Source organism: Microcoleus sp. SVA1B4, assembly GCF_036700545.1.
In the GTDB taxonomy this organism is placed as follows: domain Bacteria; phylum Cyanobacteriota; class Cyanobacteriia; order Cyanobacteriales; family Microcoleaceae; genus Microcoleus.
Genome location: NZ_JAUBPB010000054.1, coordinates 1 through 19,020, shown reverse-complemented (window position 1 = coordinate 19,020; position 19,020 = coordinate 1). Strand labels below are relative to the sequence as shown.

Sequence of the window (19,020 nt, the reverse complement as noted above, 5' to 3'; positions counted from 1 at the left end):
AACGCCGGGGAGTGTCAATCTATCTATTGGCATCGCTGCCGCCTGACAATCAAGCATCCAGGATACAAGCCTCCGAAATTATCCGTGGAGAAATAAAAAACCTGTATCCGCTGAAACTTGCCCCCCGAAATTATCCGTGAGGTCAATGCTTCAATCTAAAATCTAAAATCTAAAATCTAAAATCGATTGACTTCAGTCTTTTTTTGGTAAAGTTTCTCCCAAGCCGCATTCCCAGAGGTTCCGCCCTTGAATTCTCAGAAGTACAAAATTCAAGCACTGATTGCTGAGATAGACGAGGTACTCAGCAAGCCCGCACCCCGCTTGCCTTGGACGGGTTCTCTTGATACTGTCCACCAGCGCCAACTTTTAGAGCGAGTTCGCGCTTATCTGGTTTCCTCAGACTCAAAGCTAACGGCCCCAAAGGCCGCGGCCCGCCAAAATGTCCGCCCCGAACCAGTTCCAGTACCCAAAGTGCCTCTGCCCCCCCCTGGCCCCTCAGCAGCAGAGCAAATCATGCTGGCAGTAACCGGAGAAATCAGCCACCTGCGTTCCAGCCTGACAGGGCCGCTCCAAGAAGACATAGAAGCTCTGCGGCAAGAGCAGCAAGCTCTCATTCAAGAAATCAAACAGCTAGAAGCAAAACGGCAGCAGCAACAATCCCTAGCTCAGCAACAAGCCAACCAACAGCAAATCATTGCTGAATTTTTGCAGGTACTGAGTGCCCGCTTGGAAGAAACCTTGACTAGCGATTTCTCCCAAATTCTAAATTCCCTAGAAAATCAGTTATTGCAAAGTATCTCAGCACCATACTCTTTGGGCAGTGCGCCTGATGAAGAATCGGCTATTGACGTAACACTTCACCGACAAACCTCAGAAGAACACCCGCTGCTGACGCCGGCTCAGAGGTTGGAGCAAATGCAACTTTTCCAATCTCATGCTGACAGTCTGCTGATGAGTCTCGATTCGAGGATGGCTATCGTGTTCGAGGCTTTGCAAGCAAATCTGCAAAGCTATCAAGCTTCCTTGAGACAAGAACTCGAAAATATGTACGGTTTGAACCAGCAGAGCGAGGCGATGTTCGCGGCTTTGGTCAACCACTTAGCTGCACAGTTGGGGCGAGAAGCTTCTTCCTACGTTCAACAGCCGATCGATTTAGCAAATAATCTCGAAACCGTCACCCCAACCGCAGCCGATCGATCTCCTGTCGCTCCCGCCCTTTCAAATACTGCAGAGACTCAGACGGGAGACTCGGTGCAGGAAATTCGCACCGGCGAATTCGGAGAACAAGACAGATTTCCCTACGCCGGTACAGAAATTTCTCCGCAATTCAGACAGTTGAGGCGCGACCGCGACCGCATTCAAGCCCCAATTTTGCTCCCGGAGTTGGAAGATAATTTGTTGGGTTCTACACCCGAAATATCTCGATATGCAACTGGGTTGGCTGGCGGTGAATCGGAAAATAGGTTAACAGAAACAAGCGAAGAGATTGAAGATTTGTATGCAAGTTTGTTTGCAGGAGAAGCGGTTCCTGAAGTAGAATTACAAGTCGAAAATTTTCCGGTAGAAAACACTGTTATTGAGACAAAAAGAGAAGGTGAAGAATATCAAGCAACGACGGATAAGGAAACTGCCGAATCCCTAAAAATTACCGAAGAGTTGTTTGTGAATCTGCTAGATGAAGGCGAATCTCTGGAAGAGATTTTAGTAGATGAAGATTCGGATTTTGTAATGGGTAATTCTGTAGAGTCTCTAACTTTAGATAGTGCCGATTTATTTGAACCGCAAGTGGCAAAAGTACCTCAAGTTTCAGCACCACCAGCCTCAACCGCCGAGGTGCAACTTGACGCGGACGATCGAGAAAATCTAGAAACGGGTCAAAACCTCAGCGAGCAGTTCGGCGCTACAGAGCCTCAATCAGCAGCTTTGCCGTTGAGAACGCCTGCCGAAATTAGCCCAAACCTCCCCAGTGCCGAGTCTCATGTGCCAAGTATCGGTGAGGTTCAAACTGGCGAGTCCGGCACTTCGTCGCAGCGACTCGATGAGGAGTACATCCAAGCTTCGCCGGACGAGGATTTGCTGCCGATCGAGGAATTAGAAGATGACCTCGATCGAGCTCTAAATTTGGACAACAACACTCTGGAACTTTTGGAGGCAGACCTCTACAATCTGGAGGAAGTGGAAAATACTAGCTCCCGGCGATCGAATTTCTCAGTCGCTAACAGCTTGGATTTATCGGCGAGTTCCCCCGAAGGCATTGCAAACAATCCCTTTGCCGAGGTGGCAGAGGAAGAACTCGGCACGCTGGAGGATTTGTTCTCCGATGTTTTGGAACTATCCTCGGATGATCAACCTTTTGTTTTGGAAGACGAACTTGAGGATGATTTGTTGGCTGAGGAAGACGACTCGAATTTGACGCTAGACGAGATTTTGGCTAGTTTGACCGAAACCGATCGACCTTTGACTGATTCTCCCCCTCCAGAAACTGCCGAAACTAACGAACTGCGATCGAGTCCTCCAGAAAGTCAAAAAAAAAACCTAATTTCGACAGAGAGTAAAGCAGGAGTTGTTGAGGGGAAAACCGATTTTAGCGAGTTTGCCGAAACACAGCAGCAAGACTCGGCTGGGCATTCTGCAGCAGGTGCGATCGCCCCATCCCGACAACGCCGGAATTCTAGCTGGTATTTGGGCATTGATTTTGGTTCCAGCGGCCTGTCTGCGGCTTTACTCGATCGCACCAGTGGCGAATTGCACCCGATTTACTGGGAAGCATCGCAGGCTGAGGCTTGGCCAGCAGACGCCAGTTGTCGGATTCCCTCGGCTGCGGTGCTGGCCCAAACATCCCCAGGTAGCCCAGGGTCAGAGGTGACAGTCAAGTCGGTGGGATTCCGACCCCAGGCTTTGCCTGCAGGAGAATTTTTACTGGAAAATTTTAAATTGCCTTTAAAGGTGGGCATTCCTTATCAGCGGGAGGCTGCTGGGATGTACGAACCGCTGTTGCAGTGGGATCCCTTGCAGGCTTTTTCGATCGCCTTGCCGCTGCAATGTGTGCGGGCGCTGCTGGCTACTTTGAATCCGAGTTTGCGGGGACAAAAATTTGCCGAATCGGGGGAAATTTTGGATTCTGCACCAAGGGCGAATTTTGCAGGATTGCCAGTTTCTAATTTAATTTGTAGGGCTTCGGGACTGACGCCAGAAACTCTTGATGCTGCGCTTTTAGACTTGCAGGGTGTAATTTTGGGGACTCCGGCCGGCTGGTCGGATGTTTATCGGTTTAATCTGCGGGAGGCTGTTTTGGGCGCGTCTCTAGTGGCTTCGAGTTCGCAAATTTTTGTGGTGGAAGATGCGATCGCCACTTTGCTTGCTGCTGTAACTCCTGTGAAAAATGACATGGAAGTCGAGTCGTCAGCCGTGGATTCTGCTAACGGCACTGAAGAAGCTGCACCGCTGACTGTGAATGCTTCGTCTTTTAGCGGGGGAACTTTGATTTTGAATGCGGGGGCGGCGACGGTGGAATTAGCTTTAGTTGAGTTGCCGTCTAATCTTCAAGATTTAACTCGTGCTGATTTTACTTGCCAGAGTTTTGGTTTTGCTGGCGATGCTTTCGATCAGGATATTATCTGTCAGTTGTTGGCTAAAAATGAAACCTGGGGAATGTCGATCGATTTGCCACGTCCGGGGCATCCTGATTTGCCGAACCGCTATCAATTGCAGCAGCGGTTACAAGGTTCTGCTTTTGGCCTGCAATTGTTAGAAGCGGCAAGGCACATAAAAGTTATTTTGCAACATCAAAAAAGTTTTAGTTTGGATATTGGTCAGCAGCATTGGGATGTGAAGCGCAAAGATTTGGAAAGTCTGGTTTTAGTGCCTTTTGTGCAGCAGTTGAACCGCGAATTAAATGCTTTGCTTAGCCGCGCGGGAATGTCGCCAGCGGGAATTAATCAGGCGATTTGTGCGGGGGGTATGGGTGCTTGGCCTGCGATCGCCCGCTGGTTGCGACAGAAGCTGCCCAATGCGATCGTGGTTCAAGACCAGGAATTGCAGGGCGATCGAGATATTTTTGAGATTCACAATTCTGCCTTAAATTCTGTATCTCAAAGTACAAATTTCCCCCAAAAAATTGGTCGAGTTGCCTGCGGGTTAGCGAGTTTGGCTCTCTATCCTCACATTTTGGATGTGTCGCAGCAGCAGTACAGCGACTTTTTTCTGCTGTGGGAATTAATGAAGGTTTTGGGCGGGGAAACTTTGAGCTTTCAGGAAATTTTGCAGTTGTTGGAGGGCCAAGGCGTGAATACCCGCACCTGCGAACCCCGGATTTTGCGGATTTTGGAAGGAAATTTGCCGGCGGGACTTGTGCCTGCGGAGGAAGATTTCATGCTGCTTGCCGAGGAGTCAAGGCAAAATCCTGATTGGGAAGAAATTTGGGCTGAGCCGCTTTTCTTTGAAGATGTCTCACGCGGTTATCGGTTGAATCTCGAACACGCCTTTGTTGTTCGCAAATATTTAGGCAAACTCGCCTCTAGCAGCCAGCAAAAATTGTTAGAGCCGCTAACACTTGCTTGGGATGTTCGCACCGATATTTATCGCTAAACGGCAAAAAACCCGGTTTCTCAGTATAATCCTCCCTGTCTTCGGGGAAGAGTCCTAGCCGAAACCAGGTTTTTTGGCGTCCCGGACTAACTTTTTTCTGTAAATTTACGTAAGTTTACAGAAACTTTATACGTTTTCATAAAAAATACATAGAAACTTTATAAAAGTGTGATTGCTTTTTAAAGATTGTGCAAAGCTGAGTATTTCAGGTTCTGCAGATTTGGGATGGCTAATAAGATGGACGTAAGAGATCGTTAAAGTTGAGAGAAATCATATGAAATTTCCGATGGGTGTCTCGTCGAAATCATCATTATCAGAAATGCTGTCCTTATTTTTTCAAGAATCTACTTACAATGTCTGTGTATCAAAACAACAGGCTCACCGATCCGTAACGAGCAAGGTAAAACGGTCGATCGATATTTTGGGTGCGCTGCTGGGACTGGCAATTGCTGCTGTGGTGGCGGTGCCGGTGGCTGTGGCGATGCTGTTGGACAATCCGGGCCCGCTGCTGTACAGTCAAGTCCGCTGCAGCTTCAAAGGGCGACATTTCAGAATATGGAAATTTCGATCGATGGTTGTCGGTGCAGAAAATCTCAAACATTTAGTTAGCAACCAAGCCAAGGGTCACATTTTTAAGAATGAAAATGACCCGCGAATTACGCGCGTCGGCCGCTTCTTGCGGAGCACGAGTTTGGACGAGTTGCCTCAATTCTGGAATGTGTTAGTTGGCGACATGAGTTTGGTGGGAACTCGACCGCCAACTCCCGATGAAGTTGCTGCCTATGACGAGTTCCACTGGCAACGTTTAAATGTCAAACCCGGTCTGACTGGGGAGTGGCAAGTCAACGGACGGTCTAGAGTTAAAGACTTTGACGAGATTGTCCGCATGGATCTCGACTATCAGGGCAAGTGGTCTATTGTCTACGACATCACTCTGATTTGCAAAACAATTTTGGTTGTCTTCAGCAAAAATGGTGCGTGTTAATAGACTTGCTGTTTTGGGTTGTTTTTTGATTTTAAAATTTAGGAAAAAACACGGGATGAAATAGTAGGAAACAGATTAAATATATGTTAATAGAATTAGCGATTGGTGACGCTTACGGTGCGGGTTTTGAATTTGTTGACCAGCAGACGATCGCAATGTACAACAATCTCAACGGCTACATCCAGCATCCCCGTCACGATATCCAGCCTGGATGTTACACGGACGATACGCAGATGAGTTTAGCCGTCGCAGAAGCTATCGTCAGCCGAGAACCTTGGACGCCCGAACTTTTAGCCAGCAAATTTGTTGCAGCTTTTCACCGCGATCGGCGATTTGGTTATGCTGGTAAAATGTACAATTTTTTGCTGCAAGTTCAAGACGGCAAAGAATTCTTAGAAAAAATGCACTCCGCTAGCGATAAAAGCGGATCGGCGATGCGATCCGGCCCCATTGGCATTTTTCCTACTATTGAAAAAGTCATCGAAAATGCCACCATTCAAGCTGCAATTACCCACAATAGTCCAGATGGCATTAATGCAGCTATAGCGGCCGCTTTGATGTCCCATTACTTTATTTATCAGCTAGGTTTAAAGAAGAATTTGGGAAATTTTCTAGAAAAGCACGTCCCTGGTGAGTGGTCGATACCTTGGCAAGGAGAAGTCAGCGCTAAAGGTTTGGTCTGTGTTAGAGCAGCTATTACTGCTGTCATGCTCCATGATAGTATGAGCAAACTGCTCCAAGCTTGCATTGCCTTTTCGGGAGATGTCGATACAGTAGCAACTATTGCTTTAGCTGCTGGTTCCTGTAGCAGTGAAATTGCCCAAGACCTGCCAGAAAATCTGGTACAAGGATTAGAAAATCTATCTTACGGCAGAGATTATATCATAGAACTGGATCGACAGTTAATGAATTGCAGGAGCGACTTCTGACCGAAAGCATCCAGGATACCCGCCACGTGATTCATGTGTCCAGAAATAAAAAACCTGTATCCGATAAAGGAACCCCCGAATTTATCCGTGGGGTCAATGCTTCAATTCTAAAATCTAAAATCTAAAATCTAAAATCGCTTGACTTCTTCCTGATATCTGTTACATCCGTTAAATCCCCATTCACTGCGCGTTGCCGAACTTCTTTCTATTATGAATTTGCCTAATTTGATTACTTTTTCTCGCTTGCTGGGAGTGCCTTTTGTGCAGTAGTTTAACTGTGAATTGAATACTTTGGTCAGCCGCCGCCGCGCAGGAATGTCGCCGGTGGGGATTAATCACGCGATTGGTGCGGGGGTTATCGGTGCTTAGTCTGCGCCACTGGTTGCTGCAGAAGCTGCCGAGTGCGATCGTGGTTCAAAACCAGGAATTGCAGGTCGATCGAGATATTTTTAAAATCCACAATTCTCCATTAAATTCTGTATCTCAAATTACCAAATTATCATAAAAAAAAATAGTCTATTTGCCTGCCGGTTGGCGAGTTTTGCTCTCTATCCTCTAGCAGCAGCAATGCCAAAAATTGTTAGAGCCACTCACAATTACTTGGGATGTTGGCACCGATAGTTATCGGTAAATATATAAACTTATCGAGCCCCCTTAGATAAAGATCGTAGGACTTAGGCAACTGTCACACTTATGTCACTTGTATGGTGCGTCAGACATCTTTGTTATTAGGCGATTATCAAGGCTTTCAGATTTCTGGCAACCCTACCAATTGTGCCAGTTGTGTAAGTTTTGAATAAAAAACAGCATACCCAGAACCCGCAGCACTTACAGCAGAATTCAGGAGTCAAGAGCGTTGCCCTGACGAAGGCCATAACAGCGAATAGCCAGAATTATTTTGTGTTTTTTCCGTAACAATACTTAAATTTATTCTAAAAGTTATGCTTTCTTAGAATAAATTTACAAGAATTTTATAAAAGTGTGCTTTTTTTTAAAGATTGTGTAAAGAAGAGCCTTTGCCGCTTGTGGGAAATTTGGGGCTCTCATAGGATGTAGCCAGATTCAGCTATTACAAATATTTGAGTCTTTAGTCTTAATTCAAGACCAATTCTTTCATGCTCATCAAAATCCTAAATTTTCACTTTTTGGTAACTACAAATGGTAGCGCAAGACTTTAGCAATCAAAACTTGGTCGGTAATAACTTTAGTGGGCAAAACCTGAATGGTTCCACATTCTTCAAAGCCCGACTGGAAAACGTCTTGTTCAGGCGCAACGCTCAAGGTACACGCACTCAACTCAGAGGTACCAACTTTGAAGAAGCCTTTCTACTGAATGTAGATGCAACGGATGCGATTTTTGCTGCCAATACCAACTTTGAACCGGCGAATTTTTATAAAGCGACCTTAGAAAACGTCAATTTCAGTCGCGCCAACCTAACTGGAGTAAATCTGTCGCTGATCAGCACAAAATTCATCAACCTGTCCAACGCCAACCTGACAAATGCCATTCTCCATGAGGCTAATCTCAGCGGCGAACAGTCGGAGCGACCGAATCTAAGAGGAGCAAACTTTACGGGTGCTGATTTCTACAAGGCGAAGCTGAAAGCGGCTGACTTTACGGGCGCCAATTTGACCAATGCCAAATTCCAGGGTGCTGAGCTGGAAGGAACCTTGTTGATCGATGCGAACTTTACTGGCGCTCAATTCGACCCATCAACTAATTTCACAGACATTATCCTCAGCAACTCCATCTTTGACCTTGCCAACCTGAGTGACGTTAATCTGACGGATACCGACCCACCCGATGGATTGACACTGACAACTTCTCGCTTTCGCGGAGCCAATATGACTGGCTTTAGTGCCGAAGATGTCAATCTGGCTGGTGCTGACTTCAGCGCCCATGCAAATGGTACGCGCACTCAAATGGGTGGTGCTAGTTTCGCAGATTCTGAGTTGAACAACGCGAACCTGACTCAGGTGATTGCAGAAGGCATATTCCTGGACGGTGCTGATTTGAGCAATGCAATCATGGTTGCTGCTGATCTCAGCAATGCCAACCTGGGTGGAGCAATTCTCGTTGGCGCTAACCTGACGGGTGGAGTTGAGTTAGACAACGCTTTTATTGAGAAGAGTAATGTTGCTGGAGCTAATTTTACAGGGGCAAACCTGGCAGGCGCAAACCTGAAGGAGGCGGTTGGAGATAACCTGACCAAGTTTAGAAACGTCAATCTGTCAGGTGCCAGCCTGGAAGTGGGGAGTTTTATCGGTGCCGACTTCACCAATGCCAACTTAAGCAATGCCAACCTGGTCAAAGCCAACTTCACCGATGCCACGATGGTCGGGGCGAACATGACCGGGGTCAATGCAGTGGATGTCGTGGGTCTGACGATGGGGACTAGCAGTAACGATACCCTAACTGGAACCGGCAGCAAAGATAATATCTTCGGGCTCGACGGCAATGACTCCCTCAATGGCGGTGATGGGGATGATTACCTGGATGGCGGCAGTGGTGCTGATATCCTGACAGGCGGCCCCGGCAATGATGGGTTGTTTGGTGGTGCGGGAAATGACACCCTCACAGGCGGTGGTGGCAGAGATACCATTCACTACCGCAGTGGTCATGGTTCCGATCGCGTGAATGGTTTCACCCTCGGCTCCAGCGGAGACATCCTATCATTCAGTGGCATTGCAGCGATCGATGTGGTGCCATCTGGCGCGAACACTCAATTGCGATTGGGCAATGGCATTGCTGGCGATGCCGGTTTTGGCACAGGCGCGCTGTTGATCACCCTAGCTAACACTTCATTTACTGCAGCTCATATCAACACCAATACCAACTCTGCCAACAGGCCCATCTTCCAGTTCTCGTAAACTCAATTCGGAGTCTGTGTAATGGGTGCTCAGAGTTTATTTTTTCTATCGATGCCTCGCTCCCCCCCTTTTTTCAAGGTTGGAAGGGGGAGTAAGACTTAAGTGTCAAATAGTTTGTTAAACTTGTCCATAGTTGATCGCTATTGAGGAAGTTTAAGTATGTTTGCCATTAAACGAGCGCTCAAATTAAATAACAAGGAAGCGACCTTGATGGCGAAGCACGCAGGATTTAGGCGCGTAGTTTTTAACTTTGGGTTGAGCTTGCGGACTCAAATGTATGGCGAGGGAAAATTTACCGACTCGAAGGTGATCAACGAAGTCAAGAAAGTTCTCACCAACCATGTCAAGAAAAAGCCTGAATTTGCTTGGATGAACCAATTGTCTAGCCGAGTCTACCAAAATGCTTTGATCGATCTCAAAGATGCGTTTAGTCGCTACCGTTCTGGGAAAGCAGGTCATCCAAGATTCGCTAGTCGCAGGGACGGTCAATCTTTTACGGTCGATTCGTCTCACGGCAAAGTTTTGCTAACTGCTGGCAGAACGATTAAGATTCCTACATTGGGAACTTTTAGGCTTTTTGAACCCCTAGAATGTAGCTTCGTCTCTCAAACTTTCACGATTTCAAAAGAAGGAAATCGCTGGTTTGTCTCCTTTTGCGTTGATGCAGAACGCCTACCTGTTCAGCCGTCTGAAAGTTCTGTAGGAATAGATATCGGTATTAAGTCTTTTGCCACGCTGTCAACCCAGCAAACTTTTGATGCACCAAAGCCGTTGATAGGCAGTGCGAAAACCAAGCTTGCCACTTTGCAGCGCAAAGCATCAAAGCAGGTGCGAGGCTCTCAAAACCAGCGTAAAACCTACAGTAAAATCAGCCGACTCCATGCGCGGATAGCTCGCATTCGCTTAGATTTCCTTCACAAGTTGACAACTTACTTAGCTAAAACATTCAAGTTAATTAAGATTGAGAACTTAAACGTTCATGGAATGATGGCGAATCACAAGTTAGCTGGAGCAATATCTGACCTTGGATTCTACGAGTTCAAACGTCAACTTGACTACAAGTGTCAAATGTATGGAGCTAATTTAGTATTGGTAGACCAGTGGTTTCCTAGTACCAAGACTTGTTCCAATTGTGGCACCAAAAAAGATATGCCACTAAGCATTCGGACTTTTGACTGTCCTGCTTGTGGCATATCTTTAGATCGGGACTGGAACGCAAGTCTAAACATTTTAAACTGGGAACCCTCGGCTTGAGGGGGATAGCCTACTTATCTTGGGATTAGCCGTCTACCCAACAGCGTAGGAAGTAAGCACAAACTGTGTCTAAAAATGAGTTTAGATAAGTTTAAGTAAGTTTTACAAAGCAGGATTGCCAGCGGTAACGAAGCACCGAGTTCTAGCGTGCATTAATAACTTTGGGGCTATGTGCCAAGTTCACTTGATATACCTCACTGTCTTTTCATGAGCAGTGATTCCTTGACGCGACCTTGAGATGTGGTACCGAGGTAGTCTTACCTTCTCTCCACGTTTGTTTAGAGTCTCCCAATGCCCTGTGGCGACTTGTTTAAATTCTAGCATCAAACCGTCAAACAAAGGACGGGGTTTAAGACCCAAATTTTCGATAACCACGAGAAATTTACCTAACACTAGGAGAAAATTATGGCTACCAGAAATGGAACTCCAGAATCCGATACTCTGACCGGAACCAATAACGCCGATGTGATTCGCGGCTTTGGCAAGGAAGATCTGCTGTATGGCTTAGGCGCTAACGACAGCATCTACGGTGGAGACGACAAAGACACTATGTATGGTGGTGCTGGAGCCGATCGACTCTTTGGAGAAAACGGCGAAGACGATCTATATGGTGAGGATGGTAACGACTTCCTCTACGGTGGGCTGGAGAAGGACAACCTGTATGGTGGAATCGGAGCCGATCGACTCTTTGGAGATTCAGGCGAAGATTCCTTGTATGGCGAGGCTGGCAATGACACCCTGTACGGAGGATCAAATGCCAACGATGCCAACGATGGCAAAGATTATCTTGATGGTGGGGCTGGAAAAGACCTAATCTATGTGGGTTTCGAGGACACAGGATTGGGTGGTGTTGGCGATGACACCGTAATTGGCGGCTTTACCGATGACGTGATCTACGGCGATGACTCAGAAGGTTTAGTGTTTGGGGGAGCGGATTCCCTGGTTGGCGGCGACGGTAACGACACCCTCTACGGAGAAGCCGACAGCTTAGCGAGTGGCAGCAACGATACCCTCGATGGTGGCATAGGCGACGACGCCCTCTACGGCTATGCCGGAGATGACCTCCTCAATGGTGGGGATGGCATTGACTTCCTCGATGGTGGCGATGGCAATGACATCCTTGATGGTGGCACTGGCTCTAGTACCCTGTTAGGTGGCGCTGGCTTAGAAACCATCAGGGGTGGCGCTGAAGGCGACTTCATTGATGGCGGAGAGGGCAATGACAACCTCAATGGTCTGGGTGGCAATGACACTATCTATGGCGACGCCGGAGTTGCTGAAACACTGGCTGGCAATGACATCCTCAATGGTGGCGCAGGCAATGACTTCCTAGATGGCGGTGCAGGTGTCGATCGCATCATCGGTGGTGCTGGCATTGACCTGCTTTTTGGCGGCGAAGATGCGGAAACTCAAACCGCCCGCGACACGCTAACCGGCGGGGCTGACACCGACTACTTCCAGTTGCTGTACACAGCATTTGTGCCCGAACCAATCGATCCCGGTGAGCCGGTCGTTCCTGCTCCTGCTGGTGACTACATCGTGGACTTCGTGAAAGGGACTGACTACTTCTTACTGGAGGGGATTACCTTTGAGCAGCTATCGTTCCAGAACATCTCGCTGACAGTTAACGGGGTTGCTACTCCGAGTACCCGGATCTACGTCACGCCTGAAGCCGGAATTCCGATTTCTCAAGCGGAAACGCTAGCTGTGGTTCAAGGAGTGCGTCAATTTAACGCCTCGCATTTCGTTGAGGAACCACTCATTTAATTAACCTGAGATGTTGCACCATTCTCAATAAGCTTTTTATGAACAGGCTTTTCGGCCTGTTCCACAAGAAAATTCACTCTTTGTGGAACAGGCCGAAAAGCCTGTTAAGCGAGAATAGTGCCAGATTTAAACAAATTTTAAGCCCCAAACCAAGCGCAAGCTGGCTTTATACACGGTAAATAAGTTCATGTTTTCTTGCCACCACCGCACAAATCTATATTCTGTCCCTTGACAGTTTTTATCTCCTGCTGTCTCTTTAAAGGCAGCAGGAGTTTCGTCTTTGACCAGGAATCCGCAGATCCTTTTTCTTGATGCCCATTTACCTGCCCAGTTTCGCCATGAGGTAGCCGCGATCGCCAAAGATTACCCTGAGCTAGTGAACTCTGTTTCCGAATTTTTCTAGCCAGTTACGATCGCCAATCGGCAGTAAAAATCGAATTCGATCGGGTGAGGCGACACAACAAATTGAGCCGATAAATTATCCAATAGACCTCTTGCAAAAGTCAAAAACTCACCCCCCTCAGTCCCCCCTTGCGAAGGGGGGAAGCAAGAAAAATTAGGCTCCCTCCCCGCGACTTCGGGGAGGGTTGGGGAGGGGTCTCAGCATTTTTGCAAGAGGTCTAATCTTGTGACTACTCTAATCAGAATGTTTTGAAATTAAGTAAATCCACCTGATTATCAGTCGTGTAAATGTTAAATTAAGGAAAGCCTTCGTAGAGTAGCCCTTAATTTTTGATTTATGAATTTGCCTAATCTGATTACTTTTTCTCGCTTACTGGGAGTACCTTTTCTGCTCTACGGTTTGTACGACCCAAGCGCTCAAAGCCGCTGGATTTGCACCGCGATTTTTGTGGTAGCTGCGGCTACTGATTGGCTGGACGGCTATTTGGCTAGGAAGCTGAATCAAATTACCGATTTGGGAAAGTTTCTCGATCCTTTGGTGGATAAATTGTTGGTGCTCGCGCCGCTTTTGGTATTGATTGAGTTGGGGAAAATCCCGGCTTGGGGAGTGTTTTTGATTTTTGGTCGGGAGTTGACAATTGCGGGGTGGCGTGTTAATAAAACTACGATTTCTGGAGCTAATATTTGGGGGAAGTTGAAGACGGTGAGTCAGATTGTGGCGATCGCACTTTTAATTGCTCCTCTGTCGGAAGCGTGGAATTTTCCCGCATTAATTGCTTTTTGGGTTTCTGTGGCTTTAACTTTGATTTCGGGCGCTATTTATCTGTGGCCGGAAAAGACTGGTGAGGAAAAGTAAGCTACCTTCTTGATTACTCGTTCCCAAGCTATTCCTGGTAACGAGTTAAATTCCTATTAAACTAAGCCGAAATCAAGCGACCTTTCGGTTGAGGAATAGAACGCCCCAATTCCTGAGCAGTCTCAATCCACTCCTGCATAACAATCTCGATATTTTGTAGTGCTTCTTGATAAGTTTCGCCATCCGCAGCGCATCCGGGTAATTCCGGCACTTCGGCAATAAATGCTTGGTCTTCTTGACTCCAGTAGAGGATAATTTCATAGCGAAGCATCGTTTTCACCTCCTAGTTGGTGTTTGAGAATTACCTCACGAATTTGCCTGACTTGATAAACTTTGGCTTGCGAGCCTTTGGGTTGAATATTTAGGATTTCTTCAACACCATCTTTAGCAAATATGTGGTGACTGCCGCGAATCCGTTCCTCAAAGCCGAGTTTGCGTAAAAGTTGGCAAAGTTGAGCAAATGGTATATTGGCGTCGGAATTACCAAGTAAGATTTTAGCTAGCAGTTTGTCTGGTTGACTCACGCTCTATCCAAGTTATCAGTTATTTTATGATGACATATTTCTGAGTTGGCGATCGAAAGTCATTCGTCAGAAATCAGAAGCCAGAATCAAAAATTCTGACGAATGACAAATTCCTTAATAATGACTCCCAGATTTCCGGTAATGCACCGCTGTTACGCCGTCATTATTGAGCAAATGACCGTTTTCAATCGCCGCATAAACTACCCAGTGATCGCCGCATTCCATCCGACTTATCACTTGGCATTCCAGATAAGCTAGAGCATCAGTCAAAACTGGACAGCCGTTGCTAGCTTCCATTGTTTCGACTCCGGCAAATCTGTCTTCTCCCGGAGCAAAGTTTTTCATGAAATACTTCCGCAACTGTCGCCCTTCGGCTAAGATGTTGAGCACAAACTTATCTCCGGCGTACATCAAAGCTTCGATCGATCGATCTTTCGCCACCGCAATCGTCACACCGGGCGGATTAAACGTTGCTTGCGACACCCACGAAGCCAGCATCGCACTGGCGACTTCCCCCCGCTTCGCCGAGAGTACGCACAGCGAACCAACCAATCTCCCTACTGCTTGTTCAGTGCGATCGCTCCCCGCTGCTAACTGGGGTTTCGGTGCCCGCAATTTTTGCGATCGAATCAAAGCTTGAGCAAAATCAGTTCCCGCTTCTTTGCACTCGTGAATTGTGGCCGCCGTCGGCTTAAATTTGGCTCGAATCGGCTCAAATCCAATTCGATAGCCGGCATCTTTCAGCTTGTTTTCCACTAAGTCGATCGCCTCTCCACTCCAGCCAAAAGAACCGAAAACCCCCGCTAGTTTGCTCTTAGTTGCTGTAGATAAAACAATTCCCAAAGCAGTTTGAATTTGCGTCGGAGCGTGTCCTGCTAGCGTGGGAGTTCCGATGATAAATCCCGCGCATTTTTCGATCGCCTCTTGAATTTCTCCCGGTTCGGCAAATTCGCAGTTAATACTTTCCACCGCCACGCCGGCTTTCGTAATTCCTTTGGCGATCGCCTGCGCTAAAGTAGCCGTATTTCCGTAAGCCGAAGCATAAATCAAAGCAACTGTCAAGTCTTTTGAATTTTGTTGCTGGCTCCATTCCCGATACAAATTGCTCAGTTCATTAAGGCCGTAACGGACGATCGGGCCGTGACCGGGAGCATAAAATGCTGCGGGTAAATCGGCGAATTTATCCATTGCCGTCAGCACTTGTTTTGCCTGAGATGCGTGCAGGGAATCGTAATAATAGCGCCGATCTTCGCTGTAAACGCTCCACCCTTCATCGAATACTTGGTCGCCGCAAACGTGAGCTCCAAATAGTTTGTCAGTGAACACGATTCGAGTGTGCGGATCGTAGGTGCAAAGTTGGTCAGGCCAGCGAGGAGTCGGAGTCGCGATGAATTTTAAGGCGTGACCTTTTCCTAAATTGAGAGTTTCCTCTCCCCGAACGACCATAATGTTTAATTCTTGGTCTGGAAAAGCGGCCCGCAAACTAATTGCGGCGGGATTCGTGCAAACCAAAGCTACTTCAGGAGCCAATTCTAACAGAGCTTTAATTGTTACTGACCTGTTAGCATTGAAATGCCCCAAAATTATGTAATCCAGCTTGGTCAAGTCCACCCGTTGCTGTAAAAAATCGATGTAATTTTGAGTAAAAGATTCCCCTGGCGGATCGAACAAAGCAGTTTTGTCAGCTTGAATAATATAGCTATTGGCTGTCGTCCCCTTTTGCAGCGAATACTCGACTTCAAATTTGAGTCTGTCCCAAGTGCGCGATCGCACAATAAAAGTATCGAGTGCGATCGGGATAAACTGCACATCGCGGGGTTTGGCATCCGATGCGAGTCTAGGAGTCAAAGTATTAGTCATTTATTGCACCTATGAGAAACTGAACTACAGAACTTCTTTTGATTTCGTGCCAAAACTTGGTATCTACAATGTCAAACCTTGCACCTCTCCCCTGTAAATTGGTATCCAGGTCAATCAGAAATTCCCTGGTTTTCAAATCGTCGCCAATTTGGATAAAGCTCACTCCAATTTCTTCATCTTTATCTATTTTATTTGCCGCACTTACAAGAATTTCGGCAACAGCAGCGGTATTTTCGGGTTTTTGATCTAAAACTGCAACAATTATTGTTCCGTTTTTCCCTTTGGCATTTGGTTTGCTTGCAAAATAATCACTAAAAGTTGCTTTCAGAGCTTCTTCTAAATTAATTGCAGTGGGGTTTTCTGAATCCGGTTCCGTATTTTGTCGCTGCAAAATTTCAGCTAACCGAGCAACATTGGAATTTTTATACTTCCACATAGGAGTAGAAGCTTCGTAAACGGTGATGCCGTCGCTGTCAAATTGCTGACATTTTTTTGCTAAGTCGATCAGAGATGCCTGTGCTTCTACCCAATCCTCGTACCAAGGATGGTGAGGGTCTCTGCTGGCATCGCTTCTGGCAATAATAATTGTGTAATCTCGGTCTTCTAAAAGATTGGCAGGCATTGGCAATTCCCCTATTAAAATGAAGTCTAAATGACAACGGTTTGCCCGGTTTGCTGCTTGTGGCGCACCCAACACCCAGAACCCGGTAAGGTGCGCCACAAGCACCCAACCTTGAGAGTTTTTGCGTAGCCAGTTGAGTCCTGGACTGTAATTGTAGGGTGCGTCAGTAGATAGTCGATGATGAAGTCGAATAAAACATCGGCTGACGCACCTTACTAATACGTTGGGGGTGTGTAGACTCAGACAGTCAATCAATATATCGTTGAATTTCCCCTTTGCACCTGACAACAGTCAACTGACAACAGTCAACTGTCAACTGTCAACTGTCAACCGTCAACTGACTTCCTAATAGTGATTTCCGACTTTGCGGTGGTGAACTGCCGGCAGTGCATCGGGATTGGAGACGCGGCCGCTATCGACGATCGCATATACGATATGATGATCCGAAAGTTCCATCCGGCTGACTACTTCGCATTCCATGTAAGCTAAAGCATCTGTCAGAATTGGAGAACCGTTGGTTGCTGGTTGAGTTTTAACTCCGGCAAATCGATCGGCACCAGGAGCAAAACGCTTTAAAAAGTGCCTCATCAAAGTTTGATAATTGCCTTCTTCCAGCACGTTGAGAACAAATTTATCTCCCGCGTGCATCATCGATTCGATCGCCCGATCCTTCGCAACTGCTATTGTTAAACCCAGGGGTTTAAAGCTGGCTTGCGTTACCCAAGAAGCTAGCATCGCACCGCTAACCTCGCCTTTTTGAGCGGTGATGATGTACAGTCCGCCGCTGATTCTTCCCAAAGCTTTATCGAGGTCGCTGTCGAGGGATTTCATCTGTTTGACAGCCTTGTCCCGCGTCAGCCACTGTCCCAAGTCGGTGCCGGCTTCGTCGCAAAGTTGATAACTCGCTTCAGTCGGTGATTCTTTAATTAAAATGTTGGGAAATGCTTCTTTTAAACCCAACTCTTTGAACTTGTTTCGCAGCGGGTAAATAGATACATCATCGCCACCACCGGATTCGCACAAACCGAAAGATTGTTTGTTGTTAGCTGCAACTAAAATTGTGTTGATTGCGGCTTCGGCATTTACAGCAGCAGTACCGCCACTCGGTGGCGAACAAATTACGATACCGACAGCATTACTGACAAGTTCCGCAACTTCTTGTAAGTCGGCGATTCTCAAATCCATCATTTCCACAGCGACACCTGTTTTGGTGATACCGTGGGCGATCGCTTGGCTGAGTCGATCGCTAAATCCGTAGTCGGAGGTGTAAAATACCGCTACAGTGGTTTCTGCCTTAGCTTGCGCTTGGCTCCACTTTTTGTAGCGTCCGGTAAGTTCCACCACATTGTGCCGCAGCAAGGGGCCGTGACCGGTCGCAACTGTACCAATTTCTCCCAATTCTGCCATCCGCTTCATCGCAGCGAGTACCGATCGAGCATTGGGAGCCATCAAACACTCATAATAAAAGTGGTAATCTTCCTCAACTGCTGCTAAATCGTCATCAAAGGTGCTGTCGGAACAGTAGTGCATCCCGAAAGCATCGCAGGTGAACAGCACTTGAGTTTTGCTGTCGTAGCTGAAAATAGTATCAGGCCAGTGCAAGTTCGGCGCTGATACGAATTCGATAATGTGACCGTTTCCTAAATCTAGTTTGTCCCCGTTTTTGACCACCAATCGCTCAAATGGTTGGTGTACAAGGTTTTCTAAAAATTGAATTGCTACTTTCGCCCCCACGACAATCGCTTGGGGTGCCAGCGCCAGCACGTCTTTGACTAAACCGCTGTGGTCTGGCTCGGTGTGGCTGATAATTAGATAGTCAATCTCTTTGGGGTCAATTTCGCCCGTTAGAGTTTCCATGTATTGCTGGCGAAACTTCTCGTGCGAGGTATCGACGAGGGCCGTTTTTTCAGCGCGAATGATGAATGAGTTGTATGTTGTACCGTTTTTGAGTCCGAATTCGATGTCAAAGCGGTCTCTATCCCAATCCAGGCATCGAATTGCCGTTGTGTCAGAGGCAATTTCGACTTTTTCCACCGTCAATCTGCGTTGGACTCGTTCAGTCAGCGCTACCATCAGTGCCTCCTTGTCTTTTACCCATTACCTTATTGTCTTCATTCTGACACGTTTTTTTTGTAAATCTTTATAAAATTTCCTATCACTCAGTTAAGCATCCCAAAACTGATCTCTATGTATTGACAAAAAGCTAAGATGTGTGGTATGGAAACCGAGTTCGATCGGTTGGGCGATCGAACTTGGTTTTGCATGGAAATTGCGATCGAGCAGTCAGTTAGGATCGCGAATTAAATAACTTACAATTTTAATTGTTATTGTGGGATGGGCGTCCCGCCCGTCCTTTTTGGACG

Annotated in this window: 13 protein-coding genes; 8 read left to right on the top strand and 5 right to left on the bottom strand. The window is 46.9% G+C overall.

The genetic code is table 11. The features are described 5' to 3' along the window. Window positions 1-246: 246 nt before the first annotated feature. The 8 genes from QT987_RS21525 to pgsA all read left to right on the top strand — a co-directional run bounded on the left by QT987_RS21525 (window position 247) and on the right by pgsA (window position 13,651). A complete protein-coding gene (locus QT987_RS21525) occupies window positions 247-4,587 on the top strand; it encodes a hypothetical protein (protein ID WP_333244112.1) in 4,341 nt (1,446 codons plus the stop codon). Window positions 4,588-4,861: 274 nt separating this feature from the next. After that, window positions 4,862-5,572 (top strand): sugar transferase, encoded by a 711-nt coding sequence (locus QT987_RS21520; RefSeq protein ID WP_333244109.1) that lies wholly within the window; start codon window positions 4,862-4,864, stop codon window positions 5,570-5,572. 83 nt (window positions 5,573-5,655) lie between these two features. Beyond that, window positions 5,656-6,501 (top strand): ADP-ribosylglycohydrolase family protein, encoded by an 846-nt coding sequence (locus tag QT987_RS21515; RefSeq protein WP_333244106.1) that lies wholly within the window; start codon window positions 5,656-5,658, stop codon window positions 6,499-6,501. A gap of 361 nt (window positions 6,502-6,862) precedes the next feature. Further along, window positions 6,863-7,006: a hypothetical protein gene (locus QT987_RS21510; protein WP_333244103.1), complete on the top strand. Its 144-nt coding sequence runs from the start codon at window positions 6,863-6,865 to the stop codon at window positions 7,004-7,006. Between the two features lie 653 nt (window positions 7,007-7,659). Next, complete coding sequence (locus tag QT987_RS21505; protein ID WP_333244100.1) at window positions 7,660-9,372, top strand: pentapeptide repeat-containing protein; 1,713 nt, start codon at window positions 7,660-7,662, stop codon at window positions 9,370-9,372. Between the two features lie 159 nt (window positions 9,373-9,531). After that, entirely contained in the window at window positions 9,532-10,626 is a 1,095-nt protein-coding gene (locus QT987_RS21500) for an RNA-guided endonuclease TnpB family protein (protein ID WP_333244097.1), read from the top strand. Between the two features lie 405 nt (window positions 10,627-11,031). After that, on the top strand, window positions 11,032-12,393 hold the full coding sequence (locus tag QT987_RS21495; protein ID WP_333244094.1) for a calcium-binding protein: 1,362 nt from the start codon (window positions 11,032-11,034) through the stop codon (window positions 12,391-12,393). 739 nt (window positions 12,394-13,132) lie between these two features. Then, window positions 13,133-13,651: a CDP-diacylglycerol--glycerol-3-phosphate 3-phosphatidyltransferase gene (pgsA, locus tag QT987_RS21490; protein WP_333150896.1), complete on the top strand. Its 519-nt coding sequence runs from the start codon at window positions 13,133-13,135 to the stop codon at window positions 13,649-13,651. A 61-nt stretch (window positions 13,652-13,712) separates the two neighbouring features. On the opposite strand, the gene QT987_RS21485 is transcribed toward pgsA, so the two are convergent. The 5 genes from QT987_RS21485 to QT987_RS21465 all read right to left on the bottom strand — a co-directional run bounded on the left by QT987_RS21485 (window position 13,713) and on the right by QT987_RS21465 (window position 18,730). After that, a complete protein-coding gene (locus tag QT987_RS21485; RefSeq protein ID WP_333150893.1) occupies window positions 13,713-13,922 on the bottom strand; it encodes a type II toxin-antitoxin system HicB family antitoxin in 210 nt (69 codons plus the stop codon). Continuing rightward, the gene (locus tag QT987_RS21480; protein ID WP_333244090.1) at window positions 13,909-14,175 is read right to left on the bottom strand and encodes a type II toxin-antitoxin system HicA family toxin; all 267 of its coding nucleotides are present in this window, start codon (window positions 14,173-14,175) and stop codon (window positions 13,909-13,911) included. The genes QT987_RS21485 and QT987_RS21480 overlap by 14 nt, the downstream gene beginning before the upstream one ends. 114 nt (window positions 14,176-14,289) lie before the next feature. Continuing rightward, entirely contained in the window at window positions 14,290-16,035 is a 1,746-nt protein-coding gene (locus QT987_RS21475; RefSeq protein ID WP_333244088.1) for a diflavin flavoprotein, read from the bottom strand. Next, window positions 16,028-16,657, bottom strand: coding sequence for a hypothetical protein (locus QT987_RS21470; RefSeq protein WP_333244085.1), 630 nt, complete (start codon window positions 16,655-16,657; stop codon window positions 16,028-16,030). The genes QT987_RS21475 and QT987_RS21470 overlap by 8 nt, the downstream gene beginning before the upstream one ends. Window positions 16,658-17,002: 345 nt before the next feature. Continuing rightward, on the bottom strand, window positions 17,003-18,730 hold the full coding sequence (locus tag QT987_RS21465; RefSeq protein ID WP_333244082.1) for a diflavin flavoprotein: 1,728 nt from the start codon (window positions 18,728-18,730) through the stop codon (window positions 17,003-17,005). Window positions 18,731-19,020 lie beyond the last annotated feature (290 nt).

Coding starts and splice junctions, on each gene's coding strand:
- QT987_RS21520 (WP_333244109.1), top strand. CDS start 4,862: ATGAAATTTCCGATGGGTGTCTCGTCGAAATCATCATTATCAGAAATG.
- QT987_RS21515 (WP_333244106.1), top strand. CDS start 5,656: ATGTTAATAGAATTAGCGATTGGTGACGCTTACGGTGCGGGTTTTGAA.
- QT987_RS21505 (WP_333244100.1), top strand. CDS start 7,660: ATGGTAGCGCAAGACTTTAGCAATCAAAACTTGGTCGGTAATAACTTT.
- QT987_RS21500 (WP_333244097.1), top strand. CDS start 9,532: ATGTTTGCCATTAAACGAGCGCTCAAATTAAATAACAAGGAAGCGACC.
- QT987_RS21495 (WP_333244094.1), top strand. CDS start 11,032: ATGGCTACCAGAAATGGAACTCCAGAATCCGATACTCTGACCGGAACC.
- pgsA (WP_333150896.1), top strand. CDS start 13,133: ATGAATTTGCCTAATCTGATTACTTTTTCTCGCTTACTGGGAGTACCT.
- QT987_RS21485 (WP_333150893.1), bottom strand. CDS start 13,922: ATGCTTCGCTATGAAATTATCCTCTACTGGAGTCAAGAAGACCAAGCA.
- QT987_RS21475 (WP_333244088.1), bottom strand. CDS start 16,035: ATGACTAATACTTTGACTCCTAGACTCGCATCGGATGCCAAACCCCGC.
- QT987_RS21470 (WP_333244085.1), bottom strand. CDS start 16,657: ATGCCTGCCAATCTTTTAGAAGACCGAGATTACACAATTATTATTGCC.
- QT987_RS21465 (WP_333244082.1), bottom strand. CDS start 18,730: ATGGTAGCGCTGACTGAACGAGTCCAACGCAGATTGACGGTGGAAAAA.